This window comes from Nocardia sp. NPDC055029 (assembly GCF_053608525.1).
Genome location: NZ_JBSGVQ010000017.1, coordinates 77,597 through 100,998, shown reverse-complemented (window position 1 = coordinate 100,998; position 23,402 = coordinate 77,597). Strand labels below are relative to the sequence as shown.

The 23,402-nt window shown below is 70.2% G+C and carries 16 protein-coding genes; 10 read left to right on the top strand and 6 right to left on the bottom strand.

Going from position 1 to position 23,402, the window contains the following annotated elements:
- Positions 1–127 precede the first annotated feature (127 nt).
- A complete protein-coding gene (locus ACWF9G_RS17235) occupies positions 128–1,282 on the bottom strand; it encodes a serine/threonine-protein kinase (RefSeq protein WP_379303758.1) in 1,155 nt (384 codons plus the stop codon).
- A gap of 117 nt (positions 1,283–1,399) precedes the next feature.
- Here ACWF9G_RS17235 and ACWF9G_RS17230 point away from each other — a divergent pair, with 117 nt between their 5' ends.
- The 7 genes from ACWF9G_RS17230 (at position 1,400) to ACWF9G_RS17200 (ending at position 8,973) form a co-directional block, all read left to right on the top strand.
- Positions 1,400–2,170 carry a deoxyribonuclease IV gene (locus ACWF9G_RS17230; protein ID WP_379303756.1) on the top strand — a complete coding sequence of 257 codons (771 nt, stop codon included), beginning with the start codon at positions 1,400–1,402 and terminating at the stop codon, positions 2,168–2,170.
- Positions 2,171–2,268: 98 nt separating this feature from the next.
- Positions 2,269–3,201 carry a TauD/TfdA dioxygenase family protein gene (locus ACWF9G_RS17225; RefSeq protein WP_452516337.1) on the top strand — a complete coding sequence of 311 codons (933 nt, stop codon included), beginning with the start codon at positions 2,269–2,271 and terminating at the stop codon, positions 3,199–3,201.
- Positions 3,202–3,269: 68 nt separating this feature from the next.
- Entirely contained in the window at positions 3,270–4,481 is a 1,212-nt protein-coding gene (locus tag ACWF9G_RS17220) for a CaiB/BaiF CoA transferase family protein (RefSeq protein ID WP_452516335.1), read from the top strand.
- A complete protein-coding gene (locus ACWF9G_RS17215) occupies positions 4,478–4,645 on the top strand; it encodes a hypothetical protein (RefSeq protein WP_452516333.1) in 168 nt (55 codons plus the stop codon). The genes ACWF9G_RS17220 and ACWF9G_RS17215 overlap by 4 nt, the downstream gene beginning before the upstream one ends.
- Positions 4,645–5,559, top strand: a complete 915-nt coding sequence (locus ACWF9G_RS17210) for a hydroxymethylglutaryl-CoA lyase (protein ID WP_452516332.1) — start codon at positions 4,645–4,647, stop codon at positions 5,557–5,559. The genes ACWF9G_RS17215 and ACWF9G_RS17210 overlap by 1 nt, the downstream gene beginning before the upstream one ends.
- A 55-nt stretch (positions 5,560–5,614) precedes the next feature.
- Positions 5,615–6,391, top strand: a complete 777-nt coding sequence (locus ACWF9G_RS17205) for an ABC transporter ATP-binding protein (protein WP_452516330.1) — start codon at positions 5,615–5,617, stop codon at positions 6,389–6,391.
- Between the two features lie 62 nt (positions 6,392–6,453).
- A complete protein-coding gene (locus ACWF9G_RS17200) occupies positions 6,454–8,973 on the top strand; it encodes an ABC transporter permease (RefSeq protein WP_452516329.1) in 2,520 nt (839 codons plus the stop codon).
- Positions 8,974–9,037: 64 nt separating this feature from the next.
- Here the strand turns inward: ACWF9G_RS17200 and ACWF9G_RS17195 are convergent, their stop codons facing one another.
- From ACWF9G_RS17195 to ACWF9G_RS17175, 5 genes are all read right to left on the bottom strand, one after another.
- Positions 9,038–11,425, bottom strand: a complete 2,388-nt coding sequence (locus tag ACWF9G_RS17195; RefSeq protein WP_452516327.1) for an ADP-ribosylglycohydrolase family protein — start codon at positions 11,423–11,425, stop codon at positions 9,038–9,040.
- Between the two features lie 56 nt (positions 11,426–11,481).
- The gene (locus ACWF9G_RS17190) at positions 11,482–12,645 is read right to left on the bottom strand and encodes a VWA domain-containing protein (protein ID WP_452516326.1); all 1,164 of its coding nucleotides are present in this window, start codon (positions 12,643–12,645) and stop codon (positions 11,482–11,484) included.
- 283 nt (positions 12,646–12,928) lie between these two features.
- A complete protein-coding gene (locus ACWF9G_RS17185; protein ID WP_452516324.1) occupies positions 12,929–15,451 on the bottom strand; it encodes a DUF5682 family protein in 2,523 nt (840 codons plus the stop codon).
- 47 nt (positions 15,452–15,498) lie between these two features.
- A complete protein-coding gene (locus ACWF9G_RS17180; protein ID WP_452516322.1) occupies positions 15,499–16,599 on the bottom strand; it encodes an ATP-binding protein in 1,101 nt (366 codons plus the stop codon).
- Positions 16,596–19,595 (bottom strand): DUF5691 domain-containing protein, encoded by a 3,000-nt coding sequence (locus tag ACWF9G_RS17175; RefSeq protein ID WP_452516320.1) that lies wholly within the window; start codon positions 19,593–19,595, stop codon positions 16,596–16,598. Before ACWF9G_RS17175 ends, ACWF9G_RS17180 begins: the two co-directional genes overlap by 4 nt.
- A gap of 423 nt (positions 19,596–20,018) precedes the next feature.
- On the opposite strand from ACWF9G_RS17175, the gene ACWF9G_RS17170 reads away from it, so the two are divergent.
- From ACWF9G_RS17170 to ACWF9G_RS17160, 3 genes are all read left to right on the top strand, one after another.
- On the top strand, positions 20,019–22,418 hold the full coding sequence (locus ACWF9G_RS17170) for an AAA family ATPase (protein WP_452516319.1): 2,400 nt from the start codon (positions 20,019–20,021) through the stop codon (positions 22,416–22,418).
- A 118-nt stretch (positions 22,419–22,536) separates the two neighbouring features.
- Entirely contained in the window at positions 22,537–22,962 is a 426-nt protein-coding gene (locus ACWF9G_RS17165; RefSeq protein ID WP_379303732.1) for a hypothetical protein, read from the top strand.
- A 35-nt stretch (positions 22,963–22,997) separates the two neighbouring features.
- Positions 22,998–23,396: a YchJ family protein gene (locus ACWF9G_RS17160; RefSeq protein WP_452516317.1), complete on the top strand. Its 399-nt coding sequence runs from the start codon at positions 22,998–23,000 to the stop codon at positions 23,394–23,396.
- Positions 23,397–23,402: the final 6 nt, after the last annotated feature.

The window sequence follows — 23,402 nt, the reverse complement described above, 5'->3', positions numbered from 1 at the left end:
ACCAGCACACACGCGTACAGCAAGAAAGCCGCGGCCGGGTGGCCCGCCACGGGAAAATCAACGAAACCTTAGCAGCAGCCGACCGGGTGGACAGTTGCTCGTATAGCGACCGTCCAGCCCGCACCGATCACGGTGGCCGCCTCGGCTGCGGCGGCACGATATAGCCGGGATGGTTACGGCCGCCGGGGAAGTCGATGGTGCCCGGCCGCTGCGTCCCGCGCCGCGGCGGAATCGCACTCGCCGGCGGCCGCGGTACGTGCTGATGCGGCTGGGCCGGGGTGGTCGGCTGCGCCTGCTGATGCGGCTGCGGCGGCGTCGCCGGTCGCGCCTGCCGATACGGCTGCGGCGGCGTGGCCGGTCGCGAATAGTGCTGCTGCGGATACGGTTCGCGCGCTCGCAGCACCACGCCGGTCGCCGTCGGCTGCTGGTGGTGATGCCACGGGCCGGGGACCGCGAACAGCGCGGCCTTGGCGGCCAGGGCGAATTCCGTGCAGCTGGCGTAGCGCGCCTCCGGCTGCTTGGCGGTGGCCCTGGCCAGCACGGTCTCCAGGGTCGGCGGCAGGTCGGGGCGCAGGCTGCGCAGCGGCGGCACCGGCTTGCTCAGGTGCGCCTGGATCACCGCGGCCGGGTTGGGACCGGGGAACGGCACCGAGCCGGTGAGCATCCAGAACAGGGTGCAGGCCAGCGAGTACTGGTCGGCACGGTGATCGAGCGGAGCGCCGGCGATGTGTTCGGGGGCGGCGTAGGCCAGGGTGGCGGTGATCGTGCCCGCCGAGGACAGCGTCGTCTCGCTGTCGCGCACGGCCGCGATCCCGAAGTCGGTGAGCACCACCCGTTCCGGGCGCCCGATCGGCGGCTTCGCGAGCAGGATGTTGGCCGGTTTCACGTCGCGGTGCAGGACGCCGCCCGCGTGCGCGAAATCCAGGGCGGTCGCGGTCTCGGCGACGATCTGCACCGCCCGGTCCGGGGTGAGCACGTTGACATCGGCGGTCGCGACATCGGTGCCCGCCACGAACTGCATGGAGATCCACAGCTGGTCGTCGTCGTTGCCGCGGTCGTAGACGTTGACGATGTTGGGATGCTCGAGCTGGGCGACCAGGTCGGCCTCGCGCTCGAACCGGCGGCGGCTCTCGTCGTCGGCGGACAGCTCGTGGCTGAGCAGCTTCAGCGCGGTGAGCCGGGGCAACCGGGGATGCCGGGCCAGATAGACCACGCCCATCCCGCCGTAACCGAGCACGCGCCGGATCGTGTACCCGGCGAACACGTCGCCTTTGCGCAACACCGCGAAGTCACCCCCTCCAGGGCAGAAGCACCCGTCCGAATTCTACCGATGTATCTCCTGATGCCCGCCGAGTGCAACATCGCCGATCATGTCGGTGCCGCGGATTAGGGTGACATCATGCGCATTGGAGCACACGTTCGCGACGAGAGCGATCCGATCGGCTTCGGTGAGAAGCTCGGCGCCGAGGTCATCCAGCTGTTCGTGGTCGATCCGCAGAGCTGGGACAAACCGCAGCCCCATCCCAAGGCCGCCGAAATCCTGGCCAGTCCGATCGATGTCGTCGTGCACTCGTCGTATCAGATCAATGTGGCCAGCCTGAACAACCGGCTGCGGATGCCCTCGCGCAACGCCGTGGCCCAGCAGGCGAAGGCCGCCGCCGAGCTCGGCGCGTTCGGCCTGGTCGTGCACGGCGGGCACGTGCGCTCCGACGCCGAGCTCGACACCGGAATCGATAACTGGCGCAAGCTGTTCGAACGCCAGCAGGACAAGGGCGGATTCGCCGTGCCGATCCTGATCGAGAACACCGCGGGCGGCAATCACGCGATGGCCAGGCACTTCGATTCGATCGCCCGGCTCTGGGACGCGGTCGGCGACTACGGCGCCGGCTTCTGTCTCGACACCTGCCACGCCTGGGCGGGCGGCGAGGAACTGGTCGGCGTCGTCGAGCGGATCAAGGCGATCACCGGCCGGATCGACCTGGTGCATCTGAACTCCTCGCGCGACGAATTCGATTCCGGCGCCGACCGGCACGCCAATTTCGCCGACGGCACCATCGACCCGCAGCTGCTGGCCGAGGTCTGCCGGACGGCGGGGGCACCGGTCATCCTGGAGACGCCCGTCGACGGTGTCGCCGAAGACCTCGCCTACCTGCGGGAGAACCTCGGCTGAGGCCTTCCGATCACCCGGAGGGAAAACCTGTCAGTCGAACGGGATTCGCGGTGTGCTTGATGCATATCAACCGATCCACAACGACAGAGGTGATCCCCATGACGGTCGACCACGCCACCCCAGCCACCGTGACGGTGACCAAGCTCGGCGCCCACATCGGCGCCCAGGTAGACGGGGTCCGTCTCGGTGGTGACCTCGACGCGGCGACCGTCGCGACGATTCGTCGTGCGCTCACTGAGCACAAGGTCATCTTCTTCCGCGGTCAGCAGCACCTCACCGAGGACGGCCAGCACGAGTTCGCGCAGCTGCTCGGCAGCCCGACCACACCGCACCCGACGGTGAAGTCGCAGGGCGTCAAGAGCCTGGCGATCGATTCCGAGAACGGCCGCGCCAACTCCTGGCACACCGATGTCACCTTCGTCGACCGCATCCCGAAGGCGTCGATCCTGCGCGCCGAGTACCTGCCGACCTACGGCGGCTCGACCACCTGGGCCTCCACCGTCGCCGCGTACAACTCGCTGCCCGAACCGCTCAAGGCCCTCGCCGAGAATCTGCGCGCGGTGCACACCAACGTCTACGACTACGCCGCCCGCACTGTCGAGCCGCTGCGCCCGAAGTCCGAGGAGTACCGCGCGGAGTTCCAGTCCACCTACTACGAGACCGAGCACCCGGTGGTGCGCGTGCACCCCGAGACCGGCGAGCGCGCGCTGCTGCTCGGCCACTTCGTGAAGAACTTCGTCGGCCTGTCCACCAGCGAGTCGCAGGCGCTGTTCCGCCTGTTCCAGGACCGCGTCACCCGCCTGGAGAACACCACCCGCTGGACCTGGGCCGACGGCGACGTCGCCATCTGGGACAACCGCGCCACCCAGCACTACGCGATCGACGACTACGACAACCAGCCCCGCCGCCTGACCCGCATCACCCTCGCCGGCGACATCCCGATCGGCGTCGACGGCACGCCGAGCACCGTCATCGAGGGCGACGCCGAGCACTACTCGATCGTGGAGGAAGTGGAACTCCTGGCCAGCTGAAATTCCGCTTCGGCGCCGGGTGCGCATGTGCCCGGCGCCGGTCCGCGCGGCACTGCGATACTGCCCCTATGAGTATTCGGCCGCTGGACGGTGTTCGCGTCCTGGAACTCGGTAACTATGTTGCCGCTCCCACTGCCGGACGTATTCTGGGCGACTTCGGCGCCGAGGTGATCAAGGTGGAACGCCCAGGTACGGGCGACGAGTTACGCAATTGGCGGCTCTATGGTGGCGACACCTCCATGCTGTATCGCACCGTGAACCGCAACAAGAAGTCGATCGTGCTCGACCTGCGCACCGAGGCGGGTCGCACGGTCGTGCTCGATCTGCTGCGGCACTGCGATGTGCTGCTGGAGAACTTCCGGCCCGGCATGCTGGAGAAATGGGGTCTCGGCCCCGAGGTGCTCGAGGAGGTGAACCCGAAGCTGGTCATCACCCGCATCTCCGCCTATGGCCAGACCGGCCCGATGGCCGCGCGTCCGGGTTTCGCGGCGGTCGCCGAGGCCGTCGGCGGTCTGCGTGAGCTCGTCGGCGATCCGGACCGCCCACCGGTGCGGGTGGGAGTCTCGATCGGTGACTCGATCGCGGGCATCTACGCCGCCTTCGGCACCGTGATGGCGTTGTTCCAGCGCGAGCGCGTGTCCGGTCAGGTGCCGCAGAGGGAACGGATCATCGACGTCGCGCTCAACGAGTCGATCCTGTCGGTGATGGAATCGCTGGTCCCCGACCACCTCGCCTACGGCATCAACCGGGAGCGGGTCGGCGGCCGCATGGAGGGCATCGCCCCGAGCAACGCCTACCCGACCAGCGACGGCTACAGCATCATCATCGGCGGCAACGGCGATGCCATCTTCCAGCGCTACATGCAGGTCATCGGCCGTCCCGATCTGGCGGCCGACCCGGAGCTGGCCGACAACGCGGGCCGCTGGCGCAATCGGGAACGACTCGACGCGTCCATCGCCGAATGGTCGATTCAGCGCACCCGCGACGAGGCACTGAAATTGCTCGACGACGCGGCCATCCCGTGTGGCCCGATCTACACCGCCGCCGACATCGTGGCCGACGAGCAGTACCGCGCACGCAATATGATCCAGTCGTTCCCCGTCGACGTGGGCGAGCCCGAACCCAAGCAGGTGGGGTTCGCCGGCATCGTCCCGGTGATCGGGGGACAGTCGCTGCCGATCCGCAATGTCGGCCCCGACCTCGGCGAGCACACCAGAGAAGTGCTCGGCGGGCTGCTCGGGATGAGCGAGGATCAGATCGACGCGCTGGAGGCATCGTGAGCAGGCGAGTACACGGCAGACGCCGCCCACCGGTGCGCAGCAAGTGGGAACAGCGCGGGCCGGGCCATGTGCGCCCGACCGTGCATCCGACGCCGGCCAGCGTCGGCGACAAACCGTGCGGCGGCGTGATGTGCGTGCCCGCCCAGGAACCGGACCAGCGGTGATGACCGCCCCGCTGCTGCGGGATGTGACCCTGCGCGACGGCTTGCAGCTCACCGGCAAGGTGCTGCCCACCGAGCAGAAGATCGATGTCGTCCGGCGGCTGCTGGCCGCTGGTGTGCCCGCGCTGGAGATCGGCTCGATGGCCCGGCCGGATCTGGTGCCGCCGATGGCCAACTCGCTCGAGCTGATCGCGGCGCTCACCCCGGACGAGCTGGCGAAATGCTGGGTCTGGGTGGCCACACCGCGGCACATCGAGAAGGCCGCCGCCGCAGGCGCGCGCAACTTCCAGTACTGCTTCTCGGTCTCCGACAGCCACAACAAGGCCAATATCGGCCGCGACACCGAGGCTTCGGTGGCGGCCATGCCCGACGCGATCCGCCTCGCCGAGGAGGCGGGCGGCGAGATCCAGCTCTGCCTGGCCACCAGCTTCACCTGCCCGTTCGAAGGCCAGGTCGACCCCGCGCGAGTGCTGGCCATCGCCAACGATCCGCGCACCGACGGCGCCGCCGACATCGTGCTGGCCGACACCCTCGGCCAGGCCCACCCCGGCCAGGTGAGCGCGCTGGTCTCGGCGGTCCGCGACCGCTCACCGTCGCGCCGCATCGTCTTCCACGGCCACGACACCTGGGGCATGGGCGTGGCCAACACCCTCGCCGCCGTCACGGCGGGCGCGACGATGGTCGACGGCGCCCTCGGCGGCCTCGGCGGCTGCCCCTTCGCCCCCGGCGCCAGCGGCAACACCGCCTCCGAGGACATCCTCTTCGCGACCCGCCCCGGCTGGTTCACCCCGGCGGCCCTGGCGAGCCTGGTCGGCCTCACCGAGGAGCTGCTCGCCGACCTCGGCGAACCCAACCGTTCCCGCACCGCGGAAGGCGCGCGCTCGAAGGCCGAGGCCTTCGACTGGGTCATCAGTTAGGTATCGGGGGGATTCCGGATGGCGCGCTGACCGGTCGGCAGACAGACTGGACATCATGACTTCGCACGCCATGGGCACCGAGGCCGTCGACGCGGCGGCCGCCACCGAGATCGCGGCCGCCGCGCAAGACCTGGTCAAGTTGTATGGATCGGGAGACACACAGGTCAAGGCCTTGGACGGGGTGTCGGCTGACTTCGCGAAGGGCGAGTTCACCGCGATCATGGGCCCCTCCGGCTCGGGCAAGTCGACGCTGATGCACTGCCTGGCCGGGCTCGACAGCGCCAGCGAGGGCCATGTCCGCATCGGCGAGACCGCGCTGACCGGGCTGTCCGACAAGCAGATGACCGCGCTGCGCCGCGACCGGATCGGGTTCGTCTTCCAAGCGTTCAACCTGGTGCCGACGCTGACCGCGCTGGAGAACATCACCCTCCCGCTCGACATCGCGGGCCGCAAGGTCGACCAGGAATGGCTCGACACCGTCGTCAAGCGCCTCGGCCTCGGCGACCGCCTCGAGCACCGGCCCTCCGAGCTGTCCGGCGGCCAGCAGCAGCGCGTCGCGTGCGCTCGCGCCCTGGTCGGCAAGCCGGAGATCATCTTCGGCGACGAGCCGACCGGCAACCTGGACTCGCACTCCTCCGGTGAGGTGCTGGCGATCCTGCGCGCCTCGGTCGACGAGTTCGGGCAGACCGTCGTGATCGTCACCCACGACCCGCGCGCGGCCGCCTACGCCGACCGCGTCGTGTTCCTCGCCGACGGTCGCATCGTCGACGAGCTGCGCGATCCGACCCAGGATTCCATCCTCGACCGGATGAAGGCGCTGGAGACCCGATGAGCACAGCATCGCGAAGCGATTCGGTGAGGGGCGGAGGTCGGGTGACGGGTAGGGCCAACCCGATGCGCAAGGTCGCTTTGCGCAATCTCGCCGCGCACAAGGTGCGACTGGCGTTGACGCTGCTGTCGGTGGTGCTGGGCACCGCCTTCATCTCCGGCTCGTTCGTCTTCACCGACACCTTGCAGCGCACCTTCGACGGCATCTTCGAAGGCCAGGCCCAGGGTGTCGACGTGCGTGTCGGCCCCAAGGACCGGCAGTCGCTGGGCGTACCGACCAATATCGTGGACGCGCTGGCCAAGACCGAGGGCGTCGACCGCGTCGCCCCGGCCATGAACGGCCCGGTGGTGCTGCTCGAACCCGACGGCAAGAAGGCCGTGCAGACCGGTGGCGCACCGAGTTTCGGCCTGTCCTACCTGCCGCCGGACAAGTCGGTCGAAGAGCCGAACACGTTCGTCGCGGGTGCGCCGCCCGCCCAGCCGGGCGAGATCGCGCTCAACACCAGCGGCGCGGAGAAGGCCGGGCTGCGGGTCGGCGACAAGACCAAGGTGCTCATCCCGGCCAAGGGTGACCCGTTCGAGGTGACCCTCTCCGGCGTCTACGAGATGCCGGGTACCGAGGGCGGCGGTGTGGTCGCGGTGATGTTCACCGAACCGCAGGCGCGCAAGCTGTTCACCGACGGCTCGCACGTCGCCTACGCCGATCTCGCGGCCGCACCGGGTGTCTCGGCCGACGAGCTGCGCGACCAGCTCGCCGCCGGCCTGCCCAACTACAAGGTGCAGAACGCCGACGAGGTCCGCGAGGACATGAAGAAGGAGGTCTCGGAGGCGCTCACCTTCATCAACTACTTCCTGCTCGCCTTCGGCGCGATCGCGCTGATCGTCGGCACGTTCATCATCTACAACACCTTCTCGATGATCGTGGCCCAGCGCCTGCGCGAACTGGCGTTGCTGCGGGCGATCGGCGCCAGCCGCCAGCAGGTCGGCCGGTCGGTGGTCGGTGAGGCCGTCGTGATCGGCATGATCGGCAGCGCGATCGGTCTCGCCGCGGGCATCGGGCTGGCGTTCGGGTTGTCGGCGGTGCTGAACGCCTTCGATGTCGGCCTGCCCACCGGATCCCTGACGGTGCTGCCGCGCACCGCGATCGTCGCGCTGCTCGTCGGCCTGATCGTCACTGTGGCCAGCGCCTACGCGCCTGCTCGCCGCGCCGCCAAGGTGCCGCCGGTGGAGGCGATGCGCGCCGAATTCGCCAGCGCCGGTGACTCGTTGCATGTGCGCACCGCCGTCGGTGCGGTCATGGCCGTGGCCGGTGGCGTGCTCGTGTATGTCGGCGCCCAGGGCACCGGCAAGGGCTCGGCGGTGACCGTCGGCATCGGCGCGCTCGGGTTGATTCTGGCCGTGCTGCTGGCCGCGCCCGCGCTGTCACGGCCGATGGTGCTCGTGCTCGGTGTGCTCACGAGGCCGTTCGGCGCCATCGGGCAGATGGCCCGCAACAACGCCGTGCGCAATCCGCGCCGCACCGCGGCCACCGCGTTCGCGCTCACCCTCGGGCTGATGCTGGTCTCGGCGATCGGCATCCTCGGCGCCTCGGCGAAAACCAGCGTGGGCGTGCTGATCGACAAGGGTGTGAAGGCCGAATACGTGCTCGCCGGTCCGCAGATGATCGGTGCGCCGCTCGGTGCGGTGGACGCCGTGCGCACCCAGGTGCCCGGCGTCAGCGAGGTCACCGGGATCAGGGTCGTCGCGTTCAAGGTCGGTGACGAGCAGGTCGTCGCCACCTCACCGGACGGGCCGATCGACCCGGTGATGGACATCGACCTGCTCAGTGGCGCAACCACGATCGGTGCGAACGAGGTGCTCGTCGACGAGACCGAGGCAGGCGATCGCGGCTGGAAGGTCGGCGACAAGATCACCATCACCAGCCTCGACAACAAGAAGTTCGAGCTCACCGTCGGCGGCGTCTTCGCCAACTCGCCGCTGCTCGGTGCGATGGTCGTCGACCCCGGCGTCTACGAGCAGTTGATGCCGCCGAGCCTGCGCACCAATGCCTTCGTGCTGGTGAAGGCGGAGCCAGGCACCGATCTCACCGCCATGCGGGCGAATCTGGAGAAGGCCACCGAACCGTTCGTCGTCGTGCAGGTGCAGGACCACGAGCAGTTCAAGGGCGCGCAGGGCCAGCAGATCAACACCCTGCTCGCCATCCTCTACGGCCTGCTGGCGCTGGCGGTCGTGATCGCCGTACTCGGCATCATCAACACCCTGGCCCTGTCGGTGGTCGAACGCCGCCGCGAGATCGGCATGCTCCGCGCCGTCGGCACCCAGCGATCCCAGGTGCGCCGCACGATCTACCTGGAATCCATGCTGATCGCCATCTTCGGCGCCATCGTCGGCCTCATCTTGGGCATCGCCCTCGGCGTCGGCTTCCTGCGCACCCTGCGTGACCTGGGCATCGACCAGATCACCATCCCGTGGTCGCAGTTGGTCGCCGTGCTGATCGCCTCGGGTGTGGTCGGTGTGCTGGCTGCGGTGTGGCCGGGTGTGCGCGCTGCCCGCACGCCACCGCTGGCGGCTATCGCGGATCTGTAGGAGTAGCAAGCGCTTCGGCCCCTGGCGGATGTTTCCGCCAGGGGCCGAGTGCGAGCGGCCCCGGTTACGCCGGGTAGCGGTCGTACCAGTCGTCGGTGGGATGGCCGTGGTCGTCCCGGGGTGGGGTGAGGCCGAATTCGGTGCAGTAGTCCGTGGCCAGGCGGTCCAGGACGGGGCGCGCGTCGACGGTGCGCGACCAGCGGTGAGGCAGCGCGGTGCGGCCGTAGCGGGCGCCGAGGAGGCTGCCTGCGATCGAGCCGGTGGCGTCGCTGTCGCCGGAGTGGTTGACCGACAACAGGAGTCCGGTGCGGACGATGTCGTGCGGTGCGCCGCCACGGAATTCCGCGGCGAGTAGGGCGAAGACGGCGATGGCCAGTGCTTCGGGGCCGATCCAGCCCTGGCCCAGTGACTCGACGTCTTCCGGGGTCGGGACGCGGCGTTCGCGTTCGATCCGCGCGGCCAGTGCGTTCGCGGCGTCGAGCGCGGCCGACGTTTCCTCGTGGTCGGGGTAACCCGTCAGCTCGGCCCTGGCGTGGTGCAGCGCCGTCGCGGTGTCGGAGCCACGTGTGAGCTGGTAGACCAGGGCGGCCAGGGTGCCTGCCGGTAGCCATCCACTCGGGTGTCCGTGGGTGAGTGCGGCGGCGTCGCAGCCCAACTCGAAGATCGCGCCGGTAGCTGCTCCGGTACGGTCTGCGGCGTATCCGAATCCGCACGGCGCGGCGCGCATCACCGCACCACTGCCTTTGGAGTGGTTGATCGGCTGATCGCGGGTGCCGAGCGGGTTTGTCGGCGCGCGCCGCGCCGCAGCCTGCCGCAGGGCCGTGTACACCGAATTCGCCACGCCCCGTTGCTCGGTCAGTTCGGGGTGCTTGCCGAGCGAGCTGTGCAATGCGAACGGCTGGTCGGGCAGTTCGACGACCTGTCCCCGTAGCCAGACGAGCAAGCCTTGCTGCAACAGGCCCATGGTCGCCCCGCCGATGCCCTTGGCTCTGGCGCGCACCGAACCGCGGATCAACGCCTCCACAGTGAACGCGGTCAGCTGCGTCTCCTCGGAGATACGCAGCGGGTCGGCATCCCTGACTCCCTGCGGCCCGAATTGGTCCCGGATCTGTTGCAGCGTCCTGGTTTCCACCGGTGCGCCGAGCGCGTCACCGATCGCACCGCCGATCAGACAACCATGTACCGCGTTCAACCACACCGATGCCGCGCTGGCCACGGCGTCGCTGCTCCGCCGCGGGTGTTCGAGCCGGGGCGCAGAGCCCTGCCCCGCACCGGCCTGCTTCCCGGCGCTGCGCTGACCGGAGGCTGATGTGCCGGTGTGCCTTTCCGGGTGTCGTGTGTCGATTCGCGGCCGGTGGTCTGCGGCCGCTTCGCCGCGCGCGGTCGGGTCGAGCCGCCGTGCCAGGTCGGGTTCCGCGGCCCGGCGAGCCTGCTGAGAACCGGTGCGTGACGGACTCTCTGTGCTGGTCGACGGCACGGCGCCGCCACGGATGTCGGTGCCGGATCGGTAATCCGGCGTGCGACCTGTGGCAGGTGTGGAAGGGACGGAGCTGGTCCGTGCCGGAGCCGAGGCCCCGGTGGGGAAGGAGCCGCTGGGTGGGGCCTGCGCTCGACGGGTGAGGGCTTCGGTGAAAGCGTTGGCGAAATCCGTGCAGGTGGAGAATCGTCGCGCCGGGTCCTTGGCCATCGCCTTGGCGAGGACGGCGTCGACTGCTGTGGGCAAGGTGGACCGGCGGGTGCTGGCCCGCGGGGGAACGGCGTTGATGTGACCGAGCATGACGGTCGCCGGGTTGGGCGCGTCGAACGGGCCGCTGCCGGTCAGCAACCGGAAGACGGTGCAGGCCAGGGAGTATTGATCGCCGCGACCGTCCAGCGGTGCGCTGCTGAGCTGTTCGGGGGAGGCGTAGGCGATGGTGGCGGTGAACTGGCCGGTGCGGGTCAGGCCGCCGGTGCCGTCGAGGAGTTTCGCGATGCCGAAGTCGGTGAGCAGCACCCGCTCGTCGAATCCGGCGCCGACGCCTGCGGTGCGCGAGAGCAGGATGTTGGCCGGTTTCACATCGCGGTGCAGCACGCCCTGACGGTGCGCGTAGTCCAGCGCGCTCGCCGTCTGGGTGACGATCTGCGCGATCCGCTCCACCCCGAACTGCTGGGCGGGCACCGCCGCCGCGTCGACACCGTCGACGAACTGCATGGCGATCCACAGCCGTTCCTCGTCGACGCCACGGTCGTAGACGGTGATGATGTTCGGGTGGTCGAGCTGGGCGACCAGATCGGCTTCCCGCTCGAACCTGGTCCGGATCTCGACGTCGCTGAACAGGTCACGGTGCATCAATTTCAGCGCGGTCAGCCGCGGCAGCCGCCGATCACGGGCCGCGTACACCGCACCCATCCCGCCGCGTCCCAGCTCCCGCTCGATGACGAACCCGGCGAACACCTCCCCGCGCCGCAACATCGCCTCACCCCGTTCACCGAACCCGATCGCTGTGCAGCCTAGCGAAACTCACGGTCTCACACGGCCGGAGCGTGGGTGTCGGCCCAGTGCGTGATGTCGCCCCGGTCCAGGGCGGTGGCCAGCAGGTCGGGGAATTTGTCGGGTGTACAGGCGAAGGCGGGGATGCCGAGCGCGGCCAGCGCGGCGGCGTTGTCGTGGTCGTAGGCGGGTGCGCCCTCGTCGGAGAGCGCGAGCAGGACCACCACCTGGACGCCCGCTTCCTTCATCGCATTGCACCGCCGCAGCATCTCCTCGCGGACCCCGCCCTCGTACAGATCGGAGATGAGCACGAACAGGCTGTCGGTGGGCCGGGTGATCAGCGACTGCGAGTAGGCGATGGCGCGGTTGATGTCGGTGCCGCCGCCGAGCTGGGTGCCGAACAGCACGTCGACCGGATCGCTGAGCTGTTCGGTCAGGTCGACGACCTCGGTGTCGAACACCACCAGCGACGTCTTCAGCGAGCGCATCGACGCGAGGACCGCACCGAACACCGACGCGTAGACGACACTGGCCGCCATCGACCCGGATTGGTCGATCGCCAGCACCACATCGCGCTGGATCGACTGCGCCTTGCGCCCGTAGCCGACCAGCCGTTCGGGCACCACGGTCCGGTGCTCGGGCAGATAGTTGGCCAGGTTCTTGCGGATGGTGCGATCGAAATCGATGTCGCGCAGCTTCGGCCGGTGGGTGCGGGCGGCGCGGTTGATCGCGCCCGAGACCGCGGCGACGGTCTTGGCGGCGATGCGCCGCTCGATCTCACGCACCACCTTCTCGACCACCATCCGCGCGGTGGCCTTCGTGGTCTCCGGCATCACCCGGTTGAGGCCGAGCAGCGTACCCACCAGATGCACATCGGGTTCCACCGATTCCAGCAGCTCGGGCTCGAGCAGCAACTGCGTGAGATTCAGCCGCTGCACGGCATCGCGCTGCATCACCTCGACCACGGTCGCGGGAAAGTAGGTGCGGATGTCGCCGAGCCAGCGCGCCACCCGTGGCGCCGAACCACCCAGCCCACCAGACCGTTTCGTCGATCCACCTGCCTCGCCGGTGTTGTAGAGCGCGCCGAGCGCCTGGTCCATCGCCTGGTCGGGGCCCGAGGACAGGCCGCCGAGCTGTTCTTCGGCGGCTTGGCCGAGCACGAGCCGCCATCGGCGCGAATGGTTTTCGTCGTTGTCGGTCATGGCTGCTCCTGGTGATCGAGCGGGGTTCGCGGGGGCGCGTGCTGCAATGGCGGTCGTGATACGGCGACTCGGCCCCTTCCAGTCGACTGCGCCGAAAGGGGCCTGTGACTGGTCGACTCGAAATCCGTTGGCCGCGAAGCCGAGTGCGGCGCCGCAGCAGATGCGACGACACGCGGGACGTCGTCCGATACGCCGGAGCGCGATGCGCAGGTCGACCGGAGGGCGATCCCGAGGTACGGCGGGGAGATTGTCGCCTGCCCTTGGTCTGGGAACGGTGCCGCGATCATCCGGCGGCGCCGAGGATCGCGGTGGCGGCGCGCAGGGCCAGTTGCCCACGGGCGGGGTCGATGGCGGTGGAGCCCGTGGGGGCGGCCGGCGCGGAGCCGGTGTCGCGCAGGGCCTGGCCGATGGCGCGGCGTTCGCCGGATTCGAAGGAACCGAAGGTGCGGCGCAGTAGGGGGAGGGTGGCGACGAACTGGTCTTCGGTGAGTTCGCGGAGCCACTCGTCGATGCGGCGCAACAACTCCCGGTCGTGCACCAGGAGCAGGCCGCGTCCGCCGAGGAAGCCGTCGATCCAGGCGGCCTTGGCGGCGGGGGTGTTGCCGATGGACAGGGCGGCGGCCAGGCGGCGGGCCGAGTCGGCGTCGTCGATGCGCTCGGCGTCGCAGAGCAGGCGCACCGCACGGCCGCCGATCGCGCCGTGCACATCGTCACGGTCGGCGATGCGCTGCAGGGTCGCCAGCCAGTCGGTGGTGGCGTGGTCGTCGTCGCGGGTGCTGATCGCGGTGTGTGCGGCGTCGATCTGGGCGCGCAATGCCTCGGCCGCGTCGGTGTCGAGACCGGTGACCGCACCGGGCAGGCCGGCGCAGATCCGCACCAGCAGGCCGTCGGCGACATGGGCCAGCGCCTTGGTGTCGGTGCCGCGGACATCGCCGTAGCGCAGCGTTCGGGTCAGCCCGGGCAGGGCGCCGAGGAGGTGGGTGACGTCGTTGTCGAGGGCAGCGGCCGCTTCCAGCCGGGTGATCAACCCGTCGGTGGCACCACCCAGATCGGCGAGCAGGGCCATCTCGAGCGCGTCGGCGAGTTCGGTGACGGACACGCCGTCACGGCTCGCGGTGTCGAGGATCTTGGCCTCGGCCGCGGTGCGCAGCGTCGTTCCCCACACCGCCGCCTCGACGATGCGGACCTCGAATTCCGGTTCCCAGCGCAGGGTCCAGGTCTCCCGGAAGGTGCCGGTGTTACGGACCTCGCCGACGGTCGGAGTGCCCCAGTCGATGCCGAGCAGCCGCAGCCGGTGCAGCAGATGCGAGCGTTCGACATCGCGCTCCTTGCGCAGGTCGAGGTCGACAGTGCGGGCGAGGGCTTCCTGTTTGAGCCGCAGGGTCTTGCTCCGCGCGCGCAGATCCGCCGCCAACGGCACCGTCGGGGTGTCATCGGGGACAGCACCGAGGGTCTCGCCGACGACGAGTTCGTCCACCACCAGCCGCAGCATGGTCTCGTCACCACCGCACATCACCGACCGCACAGCCTCGGTGACCTCGGACAATCCCGCCAGCGGCCGACCACGCAACGCGGCCAGCGTGTCCGACAACCGCACCGCCTCGATGATGTGCGCGCTCGACACCGGAAGATCGTGCGACCGCAGCACACCGGCGACCTTGGTCAGCCACCGCGCCACCGGCCGCTCGGTCTCGGTGAACAGATGGTGATACCAGCCCGGTGAGGTCACCCCGGCCCCATACCCCGATCCTGCCGCCAGCCGCGAATGCGTCCACGGCACCCAGGTCAACGCCGCCTTCGTCTTCGGCAACCCCCTGAGCAGTCGCGCATCCGGCGCGGCAGGCCCGAGCGCCCCGGCCAACGCAGGCGCATGCCACGCGCCGCACACCACCGCCAGCCGCTTCGCCCCGTCCTTGAGCGTCTGCCGCATCACCTGCCGCATGTACGCCTCGCGCCGCAGCGTGTGCTGATCGACGACGAGCGGTGCGACCGCCGGATCCTCGGGATCGACCGGCAACGGAGCGCCTGATCCGGCTGGTGCCGAGGCATTTTCCGCTGGCTCCGACGCGCTGACCGACGAGGGTGTGCCTGCCTGGCTGGTATCGCCGCGCCGCGTCGATTGGTCGCGTTGGCTGTTGTCCTCCGGATGCGCCATGTCCGACCCCGGTGCCGCATGGTCAGAGTCCCTTGCTTGCCCGTGCTGGATGGCGTCCTCGCGCAATGCTGCCATCGCCTCGGTGATCGCGTCGAAAGCCGCGCTGTCGGGCACTGATTCGACGACGGCGTCCCACCAGCGCTCGGCGTCGTCGTAACCTGCCGCCGAGGCCAGAGCCGCCAGCGGGTCGGTGCGGTCACCGCGGGAGTCGTCTTCGGCAGCGAGGACGTTCGTGGCCGGGAGGTCGCAGAAGCGGACCGGCACCGCGTGGTCGACGCCGTAGCGCATCGCCTGCCACTCCGGCGAGAACACCGCGAACGGCCAGAATGCCGCGCGGGCAGGCGAATCCGGGACGTAGGCCAGCAGCGCCACCGGCGGGGTCATGGTGTCGGCGGCGACGAACCCGACGAGCGGGTCGGCGTCGGCGGGACCTTCGATGAGGATGGCATCGGGCCGGAACTCCTCGAGTGCTTGCCGCAGCGATCGCGCCGAGCCCGGCCCATGGTGACGGATGCCGAAAACCCGCGTCACGGTATTCGCACCCGCATCGGCACCGACCACCGCGCCGGCATCGGTACTTGCACCGGCGTTGCTCGCGGGAGCGGGTACCGCACTCGCCGCGCTGGTCTCGCCGTCGATCTGTTCACGCATCGAAAACCCCATGTGTGCTGTCTGTTCCGTCCTCCCGCCGGCCCGTGTCAGTTCGCGAGCTCGCGGCAGGCGCGGTAGAAGTCGGCCCAGTCAGGGCGCTCGCGCACCACGGCCTCGAGATATTCGGTCCAGATCACCGAGTCGGCGACGGGGTCCTTGATCACCGAACCGAGGACGGCGCCCGCGATGTCGGAGGCGCGCAGGACGCCGTCGCCGAAGTGGGCCGACAGGGCAAGGCCGTTGGTGATCACCGAGATGGCCTCGGCGGTGGACAGGGTGCCCGAGGGGGACTTGAGTTTGGTGCGGCCGTCGGCGGTGATCCCGGAGCGCAGTTCGCGGAACACGCGCACGACCCGGCGCACCTCCTCGGCGGCGGCGGGCACCGTCGGCAGTTCCAGTGCGGCGCCGAGCTGTTCGACGCGCCTGCTGACGATGGCGACCTCGGAATCCTCGTCGGCGGGCAGCGGCAGCACCACGGTGTTGAAGCGGCGGCGCAGCGCCGAGGACAGGTCGTTCACGCCGCGATCGCGGTCGTTGGCGGTGGCGATCACGTTGAAACCCTTGGCGGCCTGTACTTCCGCACCGAGTTCGGGCACCGGCAGCGTCTTCTCGGACAGGATGGTGATCAGCGCGTCCTGCACGTCGGAGGGGATGCGGGTGAGTTCCTCGATGCGGGCGATCGCCCCGGTCCGCATGGCTGTCATCAGCGGCGAGGCGACCAGCGCGGCGTCGCTCGGCCCCTCGGCGAGCAGCCGGGCGTAGTTCCAGCCGTAGCGGATCGCTTCCTCCGCGGTGCCGGAGGTGCCCTGCACGAGCAGGGTCGATTCGCCACTGATCGCCGCCGAGAGATGTTCGGACACCCACGTTTTCGCCGTGCCGGGCACACCGAGCAGCAGCAGCGCGCGGTCGGTCGCGAGGGTCGCGACGGCAACCTCCATCAGCCGTCGCGGCCCGACGTATTTGGGCGTGATGACGGTGCCGTCGTCGAGAGTCCCGCCGAGCACATAGGTGACCACGGCCCACGGCGACAACCGCCAGGACGGCGGACGCGGCCGGTCGTCGACGCGCGCCAGCGCGGCCAGCTCGTCGGCGAAGGCCTGTTCGGCATGGGGACGCAGCAGGGTGGTTGCCGGTTCGGTGGTGGTCATCGCAGCTCCTCGAGCATGGTCGCGCGGTCGGTGAGATCGTGGGCGAGTCGGTGGAAGGCCTGTTGCCAGGCGGGGTCCTCGGTGGTGCCGGCGAGCGCGGTGACGCGGGTCGCCAGGTCGACGGGCAGGTGCACGCCCGCGGCGGTGAGCAGGGCACGGTCGGTGTATACGCCTGCGGTGGCATGCGGCTGGCGGGCCGTGGTGCGGGCGCGCTCGCCGAGCAGCCGCAGCACGTGGTCGGCGACCTGCGGCGGCCAGGGATGGTCGAGGCCGGGCAGGATCGCGTGCAGTTCGGTGAGCTGGTGGGCATCGAGGTCGAGCACGTGCTCGATCCGGTCGGCGGCATCGAGCAGGGTGAACAGTTCGCGGCGGCGCAGCACTGCTTGTTCGGTCGGCGTCGCGTGCGCGAACAGCGCTCGGGCCCAGGTGGTGTCGCGTTGGGCGAGGGTGGCGTCGACCCAGCCGTCGACGATCGCCTTGGCATAGCGTGGCGGCAGCGTCAAGGTCAGCGCGGCGGTCGCGGTGTCGCGCTGGGCGGAGGTGGCATCGACCCTGTTACCGACGACCGGCTCGGCGGAACCGGACACGCCCCGCACGGCACCGGACGGTGGCGTCCTGGTCGGTGCGGCCGATGCGGTGGCTGGGACGAGTGGTGCCCACGCTGTCAGTGGTGTCGCCGCGATCGCCTGGTGCAGGGTCTTCACCGTCGAATCGGGGGTGTCCCAGCGCATCTTGGGTTGATCGGTGCTGTCGGTGACGCCGTCGCGCCTGGCTTCGGCGTCGACTTCGGCAGGCACCGTGACCGTCACCGTGCCGTTGGCGTCCACCCGGACCCACGACGACACCAGCGCCGCCATCCGCTGCCCGAACGCCGAACCCGGTAGCCGGGCCAACAGTCCCGCCGCGGTGCGCCGGACGTCGCCGCGCCGGTCGTCGAGAGCCCGCTCGAGCAGTGGTTCGTCGTCGAGGTTCAGTCCGCGGCCGAGCAGTGCCAGCAGTTCGGCCTTGATCGGGCCGGACTCCTTGGCCCAGGCAGTGCTCAGCACCTCGCGGGCGGCGGCAGGATCGGTTCGGCGCACCTGCGCCAGCCAGTCCTTGCGCTCACCGGGCGCGCCGAAAAGCCAGATGTCCGCAGTGCCAGAGGGTTCGGATCCTTCCGCGTCCGGCTCGACCGTCGCGGCTCGATCGACCGGGAACGAATCCAGCAGACCCGACCACGCGGGATTGCGTGCGGCGAGCCAGCGGCCGCGCCGACCTGCCAGCTTGAGCAGCGGCGCGCGCAGGTTGCTGTCGGATGCCGCCGTGAGCGCTTGGACGCACAGCACATCCGGCAGCCGGAAGTCGAAGGGCGCCGCGGCAGCGAACCATTCGGGCAGGAACACCGACTTGTCGGCCAGCAGGCGGCTGAGTCGATCGGCGGCCTGCCTCGGCAGCAGGCGCCGCGGATCATCGCAGGCGGGTTCGGGTTTCGGCGCCGAGCTGGGCAGGCGACCACCGCGCAGATACAGATCTTGCAGTGCGGCGGTGTCGAGCAGCCGGACGGCAGGCTCACCGGAACGCTGCGGCACGGCGGCCGCGACCGCGCCGGCCAGTTCCACACTGTCGGCAGTGCGGCGGGCGGTGCCGAGCAGGGCGACCGAAACCAGGTCGGCCAGTTCGGGAGTCGCCGCTGACTGCGTCGGGAACTCCGTCTCCAGATCGGTCACCTCGCCCGCGGCGAACACCGAGATCGGGTCGAAACCGTCGGCGCGCCATTCACCGGTGAGCGTCACCGGATGACCGCCCGACACGGCGATCAATCGCCACGGCCGCGCCCCCGCCGACAACGGCAAGGCCACGCCGTCGGCGTCGACGAGCTGCCAGCCGTGTTCACCGAGCACCGGCACGACCTCGGTCAGCAGCGCGGGCCAGGCGCGCAGCCAGGGATCGTTGCTCAGCGCGCCCGCGTAGGCGTCCAGCGCGTCATCGATCGTGGTGCCGCCGGTCGGGGGCACGGTGGTGAAGGGTTCGGGGGCGCCGTGGCGGGTGCCCCATTGGACTCGCAATGGCGCCGCGCCGGGGTAGTAGTGCAGGTCGGCGTCCACCTCGTGGCCGGGCACCGGCACCTCGCCGGTGAAATTCGGTGTGCCGAAGGAATGTTCGATCAGCACGGCCCAGCGTCCGCTGCCGCGCGCCCGCAGCCAGGTACGCCGGGTGTGCAGGCGATCCTCCTCGCTCACCCGCATGCCGAGCACCAGCCAGCGATCGCGCACGGCGGGCTCGGCCAGCACGGTCTCGGCCTGGGTCGGGTAGCCGACGTGGGTGCGGATGCCTGCCTGCAGCGGCTCGGGCAGCGCGTCGAGGGTGCGATGGGCCAGCACCAGCAGATGCAACCGGGCGTACTCGCGCAGGAGCAGTTCGGGCCAGTGCTCGGTGGTCACCACCTGCGCGGGCAGCCTGCGCAGCGTCGCCGCGACACCGGGCGCCTGGGCATCGACCATGCGGGCCGCGATCGCCTCGTAGGCCGCGAACGAGCGATCGGTCTGGGCCAGCCCGGTACGGATCTGATCGGTGAGCCACACCTCGAGCTCGGTCAGCCCCGCCGATACCCGGGCTCGCCGTTGCTCGACGGTTGCCTGCGACGGCGTTGCGGTGGCCTTGGTCTTCGGCGGGGCCGCGGCCTTGGCCGCCCGGCCTGCCAGCCACTCCGCCGCGAAATCGGCGGGCGCGTCCTGGACGGGCACCGCGCCACCTGACCAGATGAGCAGCAGCGACAGCGCGTGCTTGCAGGGAAACTTGCGGCTCGGGCACGAGCACTTGTACGCGGGCCCGGCCAGGTCGACGATCGTCTGATACGGCTTGGACCCGCTGCCCTGGCACAGGCCCCACACGGCGGTTCCGGCGGCACCGGTGCCCCGCCAGCGACCGGCCAGCTTGCGTGCGGCAGCCAGTGAGCTCGCGTCCGGTGCGAGAGCGCGGACCTGGTCCTCGGTCCACGGCGCCTGTCGGTCGGTCATCGGTTCCCCCGTTCTCTGTCGCCGAAATATCTACAGCAGCCCACCGACAACTGCCGTCCAGGCGCGCGAACCGCCTGGAAGACGCTGGTGCTGTGACGGATTCGCGTTTCTCTACTTGCTGCCCGCGGGAAAGTCTGGCATTCTGACCTGTTCGGCTCGCCCGGACCGCCCGCGCCGCTCAACGCAGCGTATCGCGGGTGTGAGCACCTCATCGAGCTGCCCGCCGGGGTGGGCGAGGGGTGGACATCGAGGGCCCGCCGCGGCACCACGATGGCCATTCCACTCCCGCGGGCAGATTCGCTGGGGCACTGCGCATCCCCTGGGCGAACGCTCCGCGATCAGGTAGCGTTTGCCGAGGAGGATCTCGTCGGTCGGGCACATCGGCCGCCGCGTTGCGCGCGGGCGCGAAGGGGGATGTCGCACATGTGCTCGGATCGGATCGCCGAGGTGGTCGCGCGCGAGCTCGCGGCCGACCCCGCCGTGGAAGCACGGGTCGCCGAGTGCGTGCTGGCCGCCCTGTCCGAGGCCGACGACGACAGGGCCGCACCGGATTCCGGTGATACCGGCGTCTTCCTGCGCTCGATCACGGTGCACGGTTTCCGTGGAATCGGGCCGACGGCCACGCTGGGACTGAACCCGGGACCTGGGCTCACCCTGGTGGTCGGACGCAACGGCAGCGGTAAATCCAGCTTCGCCGAGGCCGCCGAATTCGCGTTGACCGGCGGAAACCGGCGCTGGGACGGCCGGTCGACCGCGTGGCGGGAAGGGTGGCGCAACCTGCACGAACCCGATCTCGCCCGCATCGAGGTCGGGCTGCTCACCGCGGGTGCGAACACCGAGCTCACGGTCGCCACCCAGTGGGCGCCCGGCAGCGAACTGGGTGAGGCGCACTGGACGGAGCAGCGCGGATCGGCCCGGCCGGTCCCGATCGATCCACGCAGCAGGCGGCAACGCCTCGACCTGTACCGGCCGTTCCTGTCCTACAGCGAACTGGGCGCACTGGTCGACGGCAAACCGAGCGACCTGTTCGACGCGCTGCACCGCCTGCTCGGCCTCGACGAACTCGCCGCCGCCGCCGAACACATCCGGCTGCGCAAACTGGAACTCGAACGCGCCGTGCGGGATTCGCGCCAATCCAGAACCGACCTGCTGGCCGAACTCGCCGATGTCGACGACGACCGCGCCCGCCGCGTCGCCGACCTGCTGCGTGCCCCCGAACCCGACCTCGACGCGGTGGCGACCGCGGTGGCGGGCTCGGTGCTCGGCGTCGACGGCCCCGACGGACTGCGGGCGATCCTGCGCCTGACCCTGCCCGACGCTGCCCAGGTCGCGGCGACGGTGGACCGCCTCGCCGATGCGGCCGCTGACCTGTCGCGACACGCAACCACCGACGCCGAGTCCGATCTCCGCGTCCTCGAATTACTCACCCTCGCACGAGATCATGTCACCGCCGTCGAAACCTGCCCGTGCCCCGTCTGCGGCCGCGGCGACCTCGACACTGCCTGGCTCACCGCCGCCGACGCCGAAATCACCCAGCGCAGTGCCCACCTCGCCGCCCTGCGTTCCGCTCGCGCCGAGTTCGACGCGGCCCTGGCGGCCACACGCTCGCTCACCTCCCGCCTACCCGCCGAACTGGCGCGGCATGCGGCGGTTCGGCGTCTGTGGTCGGTGTGGGCCGAGCTCGGTGCGGCCGACTACGACGACGGGGTTCCCGGGCGTATCCGTGCCACGCATACCGACCTTTCCGCCGAACTCGCAGCTCTGCACCGTGCTACGCGTACCGAACTCGCGCGGCTCGACTCGGTGTGGTCGCCGCTGGTCCCGCGCATTCTCGCCTGGCTCGATCCCGCTCGCGCCGTGTCCGCCGACGCGGCCGAACTGCGCGTGGTGAAGAAGGCGGCCGACTGGCTCAAATCGGCGACAGCGACGATCCGGGGCGAGCGGATGCGGCCGTTGGAAAGCACTGCCAGGTGGGTGTGGAGCACGCTGCGGCAGCAGAGCAATGTGGAGCTCGGCGCGATCCGGCTGCAGGGCAGTGCGGGGACGGCGCGGCGGGTGCTGCTCGATGTCACCGTCGACGAGGTGGACGGCGCGGCGCTCGGGGTGATGAGCCAGGGTGAGCTGCACGCGCTCGGACTGTCGCTGTTCCTGCCACGAGCGACGATGGCGCACAGCCCTTTCCGCTTCGTCATGATCGACGATCCCGTTCAGGCGATGGACCCGGCGAAGGTCGACGGGCTGGCCAGGGTGCTCGCCGAGGTGGCGATCACCCGGCAGGTGGTGGTGTTCACCCACGACGAGCGGCTCGCCGAGGCGGTGCGCCGCATGCAGCTCGATGCCACGGTGCTGGAGGTCCAGCGCCGCGAACGCTCCATCGTCGAAGTCAGGGTGACCGGCGATCCGGTCCGCCGCTACCTCGACGACGCCCGCTCCCTGCTGCGCACGCCCCAGCTGCCGCCCGCCATCGCCGACGAACTGGTCGCCACGTGCTGCCGATCCGCGATCGAAGCGGCAGGCCTGGCGAAGGCCCGCCACGAACTGCTCGCCACCGGCCTCGACCACGCCGAAGTGGAACGTCGTGTGCGCAACGCCCACACCACCCGCGCCATGCTCACCCTCGCGATCATGGGTCCCGGCGCCCGCGTCGACGACCTCAACAAGCACCTGAGCGCGGTCGGCGGCCGCTGGCTGGTCGGCGTCCTGCGCGACGCCACCGCGGGCGCGCACGTGCCGATCGACCGTCCGATGCGCGAATTGATCAGCGACACCGAACGATTCATCGCCTGGTTGCGCGCCCACGAGCCCGCCGCGGTCCGCTCATGAGCCGGCGTGCACGCCGGGGTGGAACAGCCGTGCGGTGTGGTAACCGCACTTCCACGGGGCGCGGTGGCAAGTCGGCTACGGCGGGGACCAGCTCCGCTGGTGCTTCGGCGGAGTCCCGGTGAACCACCGGAACAGGCAACGACGCGCGAAATACACGCCTCGCCCCTCGGTATCCGAACGGCTCGAGGCTGCCGAACATCTCCTGTCCGGCGCCGTCTCCGACGCCGGTGGAGTCTGGTCGCGGGCCGTCGCGTGGATTCTGCGGCTCGCGCTGGAGCAGGCCGTAGACGAACTGTGGGCGCAGATCGCCCCGGAACTCATGCGGTGTCCGATGCGGGCGCAGCTGCTCGCCTTGCGCGTCTACGCGGGGCCGGAGACCGCGGGACAGGTCGGTGCGCTGTGGGCCGCGCTGTCCCGGGCGGCGCACCACCTCGACTACGAGATGGCGCCCAGCGTCACCGATCTGCGGCGCTGGCGCGATCAGACCGCCGACCTCGCCAGGTCGCTCGAGCTGGTGCCGCTGGCACATCAGCCCTTCGGCTGAGCCCGCGTGGGCGACGGACGCCGCGACCCGGCAGGATGACCGGCATGGGTGAACCGAAACCGTGTCCGTGCCGCCGCGGCGAGCCGTTCGACCTGTGCTGCGGACCGATCCTGGCAGGCACGCGACCCGCGCCGACCGCCGAGACCCTGATGCGCTCGCGCTACACCGCCTACGTCGTCGGCGACACCGACTACCTGCTGCGGTCGTGGCACCCGAACACCCGTCCCGCCGACCTGGAGCTCGACCCCGGCCAGCGGTGGCTGTTCCTGGAGATCGTCGGTGCCCAGCGCGGCGGCCCGTTCGACGACAACGGCACTGTCGAGTTCATCGCCCACTACAAGCTGGACGGCGTGCGCGACGCGATGCACGAGCTGAGCACCTTCGTCCGCGTCGACGGCGCGTGGGTATACCTCGACGGCACCTTCCAGGCCTGACACACT